Source organism: Chromobacterium sp. Ag138 (assembly GCF_055181315.1).
The window spans coordinates 833742-840288 of the sequence record NZ_JBUPWA010000001.1; the positions used below are offsets into that span (position 1 = coordinate 833742).

Consider the following 6547-nt stretch of genomic DNA (forward strand, 5'->3'; position numbering starts at 1 on the left):
GTTTTCTGGATGGAAAAAATGGGTCGATTATACCCGGTTTTGACCTGCGCTCCGACCCCTCTTGCCCAATAACGGCGCAATCCGCGCAAGCTGCTCGCATCACGCCCGCCTCCGCCCTCTCCTCTGTCCAAACAAGCTGCGCCACCGCAATTCAATTGAAATTGCTTTTAATTAATATAACATATGCATTGATGACAAAGTCATCAATGCATGCCCACACCTGACGAGGAGAATTGCATGAGTCACGATCATCACCTTGGTTGCGCATGTTGCACCCTGCCCCTGCTCGGCGCCCTGGCCCACACGCAGCAGGGCCAGGACGACTGGCTGAAGCAGTTGGAGGCATTCGCCGACGATGCCAAAAGCTTCCCGCCTCTTCCGCACAAGGAAAACGCGATTTTCCACGGCGGCACCATCCACCCGCTGGCCGCGTCCGGCCCGGATCAGGTGGAAGCACTGGGCATGGCTGGCGGCCGCATCGTCGCGCTCGGCTCGCTGGAAGAGGTGAAAACCGAGATGGCCAGCCATCATCCTTACCGCACGATCGACTTGCATAACGCCACCCTGATCCCCGGCCTGATCGATGCCCACCTGCACATCGTGCCCAGCGCCATTTTCCAGGGCTGGCTGCAATTAGGGCCGTTTGGCGAGCATGATAAATCCCATCCGGAGTCTCAGCGTTTAGTTCCGGACTACGGCTCCAAATACATCGAAGGCATCTTGCGAGCAAGGATTCATGCCATCCGGGACAAGAGGCCAAAAGGAATCACTTGGCTGACCGGCTTCGGTGTTGACCCCTCCTTGATGAAGGTATGGACCAATATCGATATGCACCAGCTGGATGCGTTAACTGAGCCGGGCGAGAACATCGCCATCTTCCTGCTCAACTCCTCCGGCCATATCGGTTACGCCAACACTGTGGCCATGAAGGCAGCCAATATTTCCGACAAGGTCATTGATGATAGCCAAGGCGTTTTCACCGAAGCCAACATCGAACCCCTTCTCAAAGCCATTCCCAAACCCATGCTGCTGGAGAATTTGGTCTCCAACCTGCTGCCGGTGCTGCAAGAGGCATCCAGCCGAGGCATCACCACGGTGATGGACGCCGGCGTGGGCTCCTCGCTCAAGGAAGTCGAGGTGCTGCTGCTGGAAACGCTGGCCAAGCTCAACCTGTCTCCGGTACGAATCTGTGCGGCGCTCTTCTCCAACGAGCTGACGCAAATGTCGAAATGGATGCGCGAGTTCAAGCCCGATCTCAACAAGCAGGAGGACAGCAGCTTCATGATCAAGGCGCTGAAGCTGGTGGCGGACGGCTCCAACCAGGGCTTGACCGGCTTACAGTACCAGCCGTATCTGTACATCGACCAACCGGACCCAAATGGCGTCTGCCATAAGGTCCCTCACGTGCAGGACACTGGCCTGTACAACTTCAAGCGGCCTCATGAGGGATGCTGCTCGGAAGAAGAGTCGTCGGAAATCGAGCTGGACGTCTATCTGAAACAAGCCTTGAAAGGCGGCTGGCCAGTACTGGTCCATGCCAACGGCGACCATGCGATGGAGCTGGTGCTGAATAGCTACCAGCAGGCCATCGAAGCAACTGGGGCGGATGTCGCCGGATTGCGGCCCCGAGTCGAGCACGCTTCGCTGCTGACCGACGCCGCTTTGCACCGCATGGCCAAACTGGGCATTTCGCCCAGCTTCCTGATCGGCCATGTCGGCTATTGGGGCTACACCTTCCAACAGAACATTTTCGGCGAAACCCGTACCGAACTGCTGGACCGCTGCAAATCTGCGCTGGACGCCGGCATGCGGATCAGCCTGCACTCGGACCATTTCGTCTCGCCGCTGGGTCCGTTGCGCATGGCGGAGCAGGCCAACTACCGCAAAATGGAAGGCGCGCCGGGAGAGGAAAAACCGGTACTGAACCCGGACGAATGCCTCAACCGCCTGCAGGCGCTGCGCGCGGTGACGCTGGACGCGGCGTGGCAGTGCCATATGGATCACTTGGTTGGCTCGCTGGAGGTCGGCAAACTGGCCGACCTAGTGGTATTGAAGCAAGATCCGCTGGATGTAAATGTGGAAAACCTGCGCGATATCCCCGTTCTGGAAACCTGGCGAGGCGGCGCGCGGGTATATAGAAACACCGACACGCAATAAGCGTACCGCCAAATGCGGCCGAGTGGCCGCATTCCTGAGCGAAGCGGCCTGTCCAGCAACGGACAGGCAGCTTGCTATATTTGAGCATGGAGCCGCCTCCTCGCCGCCCCGCGCCTTGCCGGAGTCCACATGGCCACACCGCTTGTCCGCGCCACCCGGTGTCTCATCCTGGCTCTAACAACAGTCTGGCCGGCCTGCTCTACGAACGCCGCCTTGCCGGACGCCGTCGCCCCCGTCTCCGGGCCGCCGGCCCAGACCGGCCGTCATGTACTCTTGATCGCCTACGACCTGCGCAACGGCGGCATTTCCAAAACCACCCGCAGCTTCCTGAACGCCGCAGGCTATCTGCATTGGCAAGTGAAAGTGGCCGACGCCAAAAGCAGCAACGACGCAGTGCGCGAACAACTGCTGCTGCAGGCTACGGCCAATGATATCGCCGGGGTGGCGCTGATCGGCGCCGACAGCGCCGGCTACCATCTGGAACTGGCCATGCTGAAGCAGATGGGCAAGGTCGCGGTGGGCTGGCATGCCGGCAGCGCCCCCGGCCCCAACGCCGAGCTGTTCGCCAACATCTCCACCGATCCGCTGGCCGTCGCTCAAACCGCGGTGGACTACGCGATAGGCAGCAGCGCGGGGCCGATGGGCGCAGTCATCTTCACCGATTCCCACTTTTCCATCGCCATGCGCAAGGCCCAGGCGATGAAGACGGCGCTGGAGCGCTGCAAACGCTGCAAGGTGCTGGCCGTGCGCGATGTGGACCTGAGCCAGACCGCGCAGATCATCCCCAAGCTGGTGCCGGAGCTGGCGCGGCAATACGGCAAGGCGTGGACGCACACCCTCGCCATCAACGACCTCTACTACGACAACATCAACTTCCCGCTGCACCAGGCCGGGCGGGCAGACATCGTCAACATATCTGCCGGCGATGGCTCCAATTCGGCGATGAACCGCATCCGCGAGGGCATTTCGCAGCAAAAGGCCACCGTGGCCGAACCTTGCAACCAACAAGGCTGGCAGATGGCAGACGAACTGAACCGCGGCTTCGCCCGCCAGCCGCCCAGCGGCTTCGTCAGCAAACCGATACTGGTCACGCAGGAACGGCTGCTGAGCCATGGCCGCGACGGAGACATCGAGGACGATTCGGCCTACCGGCGCGCCTATCTCGCCATCTGGCTGAAAGGCACGCGCTAAGCCGGGCGAAGCGGAACCGTCAATGCGCGGATGCTTTTGAGAACAGATTGATCACCGCCACGCCGGCGATGATCAACCCCATGCCTGCCACCGCGGCCAAGTCCAATTTCTGGCCGTACAGCAGCCAGGCGATCAGCGATACCAGCACGATGCCGATGCCGGACCACAGCGCGTAGGCGACGCCCACCGGAATATGGCGCAGGGTCTGCGACAACAGGTAGAAGGCCAGCACATAGCCGCCTGCGGTCAGCAAGGACGGCCACAGCCGGGTAAAGCCATCCGAGGCCTTCAAGGCGGAGGTGGCCACCACCTCGGACAGGATGGCCCCCATCAGGAACAGCCAGACTTTCATCAATCACTCCACAGCGGCCGACAGGCTCCGGCGGGCGACAAAACGCTCGCGCAGATAGTCGTACAGCCAGTTGAACACATACGTATAAGGCAGGAAAAAAACAAAGAAGCCCAGATCCAGCAAGAAAGCCTGCCAGTAGCTGCTGTTCAGCCACCAGGCTGCCAACGGCACCAACAACACCACCAGTCCGCCCTCGAAACCTAGCGCGTGCAGGCAGCGCACGCCGGCGGTGCGACGCCATTGGAAACGGCGCTCGACGCGCTCGAACAGCGCGTTGAACACCATGTTCCACAACATGGCGGCCGTCGACATCATCAACGCCAACGCGCCCATGTGCAGCATGTCTTTCTGCATGACCAGCGCCGCCAGCGGCACCAGCAAGGCCATCGCGCAAGCCTCGTACAGCACGGCGTGCAATACCCGTTCGCCCAGTTTCTTGTTTGTCATTTGCATTGACTTCTCCCTAATGCTGAAATTCAATGCTTGGCATTATGATTGGGTTTTCGGATACTATAAAAATACCATTCATCGGTTAAGCCGATATGACTCTTTCCGTCGACGCTCTCTCCGCCTTCGTGTACGCCGCCGACCTCGGCTCCTTCTCCGCTGCCGCCAGGCGGCTGGGCAAGAGCCAGTCCACCATCAGCGAGGCCATCGCTAATCTGGAAATCGACCTGGGCAACCCGCTGTTCGACCGCGGCACCCGGACGCCCACGCTCACCCCGGCCGGCCGGCTGCTGCTGCCGCAAGCGCGCCAAGTCATGACCGCCAGCCAAGACATGCAACGGCAGGCGGAACAGCTGAGCGCCGGCGTGGAAAGCCGGCTCACCATCGTGCTGTCCGACACCTTCCAGTCCGAAACGCTGGAAAACGTCGCTTGCCGACTGGAAGCGCGCTACCCGCTGCTGGAGCTGGAGTGCCTGGCCGGGGAGCAGGAAGACGTGCTAGACCTGATCTTGTCCGGCCGCGCCCAGCTGGGCCTGGTCGGCGCGCTGGACCATTACCCGCCGGACATCCGCCACCAGCGCCAGCGCGAGGCCAGCGAGCTGGCCCTGTACGCCGCATATCGGCATCCGCTGGTGGAAATGGACCGCGTCGACGAACAGCAACTGGCCCTGCACCGCCAGTTGCGGCTCAACACCTACAACGATAAAAGCCCCGCGCGCACCGGCCAACGGCAATGGTACGCGCCCAGTTATCTGATGCTGCTGGACATGGCGCGCCTGGGCGTGGGCTGGGCCGAGCTGCCGTGCTGGCTGGTGAAAAGCTTTGGCGGCGGCGAGCTTAAGCAGCTGGATGTGGCCGGCTGGCCCAAACGGATGCCGGTGGACCTGGTATGGGCCGCCCACCGCCCGCTGGGCGCGGCGGCGGGATGGCTGCTGCGGCAATTGGCCGGCGGAGAGAAATGGTCCAAGACGGACTAGAGGATCACGGCGCGTTGGCCTCCATCGTCTCGTGCTCCTCCCGGCATTGCGCCTTGTTGGCGTAAATCACCCATTCGTCGTTCTTGCCATGGCGACAGGTCAACAGCGGCTGCACATGGCCAAAGCCGCTGCCGCCATTCTCGCAGGTTTGAAAGCGCCGCAAATCCGCCTTGCCTATCTTGCGGCAAGGGGTGGGGCCATACCAGTCGAATCCATAAGCGCCATCCGGCAAGACAGGCGTCTCCGCCGCCTGCGCCATGCATGACCCCATCAAGGCGACGCCGGCCATCATCATCCATCCCGTCATTTTCCTCTCCTTTTGTCTTGTCCCGCGCTTGGCGAGCCATCAATGAAATGACTCGCCACTATCCTATGGCCGCAGTCGGCAATGCCTGTCCGAAAGAGTGGCGCAGACCAACCCGCCCCCACATCCCGCCTATTCTATCAAGCGCCAATCCGCCAAATAACGCGACTCTTCCCGCAAGGAGAAAACAGATGAGCTCACCCGTCGTGACAGTGAAAAACCACTCCAGCCGCGCCATATACATCGACAGCGATCCAAACTGGGACGACCAGGAGCTATTGCTGGACGACAAACCCTTGCCGCGCGGCTACGCGCTGGAGCCTGACCGCGCGGCCCGGATCAGCGTGGACTGGAGCGGCCCCGGCAATGCGTACATGATGGGCGTGATCTTCGCCGACGGCCCGGACTACGACTACGGCGGCGACGGATTCTACCAGCTGACCATAGGCCAGGATGAAGACAGCGGCCTGCTGGACGTGACGGATGGCGGCGGCGAAGCCAAGATCGCCTACTCCATCAGCCAGCAAACGCCATGGAGCATGGTCATGGATTTCGCCGACAGCTGAGGCGCAAACAAAAAGCCGGCCCACCCGGGCCGGCTTGTCCTCACAACCATCCAAGGCGCTACGCCGGCGCCAGCGACGGGCTCCAGCCCTGCGGAATCGCCCCCAGCAGCTTCTTGGTGTAGCCGTCCCGCGGCTCGCGGTAGATCACGTCCGCGTCCGCCTGCTCCACCACCCTGCCCTTGTTCATCACCAGCACCTGGTCCGAGATGTGCTTCACCACCGCCAGATCGTGCGAAATGAACAGGTACGACAGCTTGTACTCGTCCTGCAGGTCCTGCAGCAGGTTCAACACCTGCGCCTGCACCGACACGTCCAACGCCGACACCGATTCGTCGCAGATCAGCACTTCCGGCTTCAAAGTCAGGCAGCGCGCGATCGCGATCCGCTGCCGCTGCCCGCCGGAGAACTCGTGCGGGTACTTGGCCAGCGCGCCGGCCGCCAGCCCCACCTTGTCCAACAGCTCCTGCGCCAGCTTGCGGCGCTGGCCAGCGTCCTGGCCGATGCCGTGCAGCTGCATCGGCTCGGTCAGGATCTGCTCCACCGTGAAGCGCGG

General features: G+C 61.8%; 8 protein-coding genes. 4 read left to right on the plus strand and 4 right to left on the minus strand.

The features are described from left to right. The first annotated feature begins 237 nt into the window (after positions 1-237). Positions 238-2157, plus strand: coding sequence for an amidohydrolase (locus tag ACY3GB_RS03460; protein ID WP_463087505.1), 1920 nt, complete (start codon positions 238-240; stop codon positions 2155-2157). Between the two features lie 129 nt (positions 2158-2286). Then, a complete protein-coding gene (locus ACY3GB_RS03465) occupies positions 2287-3348 on the plus strand; it encodes a type 1 periplasmic-binding domain-containing protein (RefSeq protein ID WP_463087506.1) in 1062 nt (353 codons plus the stop codon). A 19-nt stretch (positions 3349-3367) separates the two neighbouring features. On the opposite strand, the gene ACY3GB_RS03470 is transcribed toward ACY3GB_RS03465, so the two are convergent. Continuing rightward, positions 3368-3700: an SMR family transporter gene (locus ACY3GB_RS03470; protein WP_463087507.1), complete on the minus strand. Its 333-nt coding sequence runs from the start codon at positions 3698-3700 to the stop codon at positions 3368-3370. 3 nt (positions 3701-3703) lie between these two features. Continuing rightward, positions 3704-4153 (minus strand): multidrug/biocide efflux PACE transporter, encoded by a 450-nt coding sequence (locus ACY3GB_RS03475; protein ID WP_463087508.1) that lies wholly within the window; start codon positions 4151-4153, stop codon positions 3704-3706. Between the two features lie 89 nt (positions 4154-4242). Here ACY3GB_RS03475 and ACY3GB_RS03480 point away from each other — a divergent pair, with 89 nt between their 5' ends. Next, the gene (locus tag ACY3GB_RS03480; protein WP_463087509.1) at positions 4243-5124 is read left to right on the plus strand and encodes a LysR family transcriptional regulator; all 882 of its coding nucleotides are present in this window, start codon (positions 4243-4245) and stop codon (positions 5122-5124) included. Positions 5125-5128: 4 nt separating this feature from the next. Here the strand turns inward: ACY3GB_RS03480 and ACY3GB_RS03485 are convergent, their stop codons facing one another. After that, positions 5129-5431, minus strand: coding sequence for a hypothetical protein (locus ACY3GB_RS03485; protein WP_463087510.1), 303 nt, complete (start codon positions 5429-5431; stop codon positions 5129-5131). Positions 5432-5619: 188 nt separating this feature from the next. Here ACY3GB_RS03485 and ACY3GB_RS03490 point away from each other — a divergent pair, with 188 nt between their 5' ends. Then, the gene (locus ACY3GB_RS03490) at positions 5620-5994 is read left to right on the plus strand and encodes a hypothetical protein (RefSeq protein WP_463087511.1); all 375 of its coding nucleotides are present in this window, start codon (positions 5620-5622) and stop codon (positions 5992-5994) included. A 58-nt stretch (positions 5995-6052) separates the two neighbouring features. Here ACY3GB_RS03490 and ACY3GB_RS03495 read toward each other — a convergent pair. Next, positions 6053-6547 (minus strand): ATP-binding cassette domain-containing protein (locus ACY3GB_RS03495; RefSeq protein WP_463087512.1); only part of this gene is annotated, 495 nt, incomplete at its 5' end.

Bases quoted from the DNA above. Each gene is read 5' to 3' on its own strand.
- ACY3GB_RS03460 (WP_463087505.1), top strand. From the start codon at position 238: ATGAGTCACGATCATCACCTTGGTTGCGCATGTTGCACCCTGCCCCTG.
- ACY3GB_RS03465 (WP_463087506.1), top strand. From the start codon at position 2,287: ATGGCCACACCGCTTGTCCGCGCCACCCGGTGTCTCATCCTGGCTCTA.
- ACY3GB_RS03470 (WP_463087507.1), bottom strand. From the start codon at position 3,700: ATGAAAGTCTGGCTGTTCCTGATGGGGGCCATCCTGTCCGAGGTGGTG.
- ACY3GB_RS03475 (WP_463087508.1), bottom strand. From the start codon at position 4,153: ATGCAAATGACAAACAAGAAACTGGGCGAACGGGTATTGCACGCCGTG.
- ACY3GB_RS03480 (WP_463087509.1), top strand. From the start codon at position 4,243: ATGACTCTTTCCGTCGACGCTCTCTCCGCCTTCGTGTACGCCGCCGAC.
- ACY3GB_RS03485 (WP_463087510.1), bottom strand. From the start codon at position 5,431: ATGACGGGATGGATGATGATGGCCGGCGTCGCCTTGATGGGGTCATGC.
- ACY3GB_RS03490 (WP_463087511.1), top strand. From the start codon at position 5,620: ATGAGCTCACCCGTCGTGACAGTGAAAAACCACTCCAGCCGCGCCATA.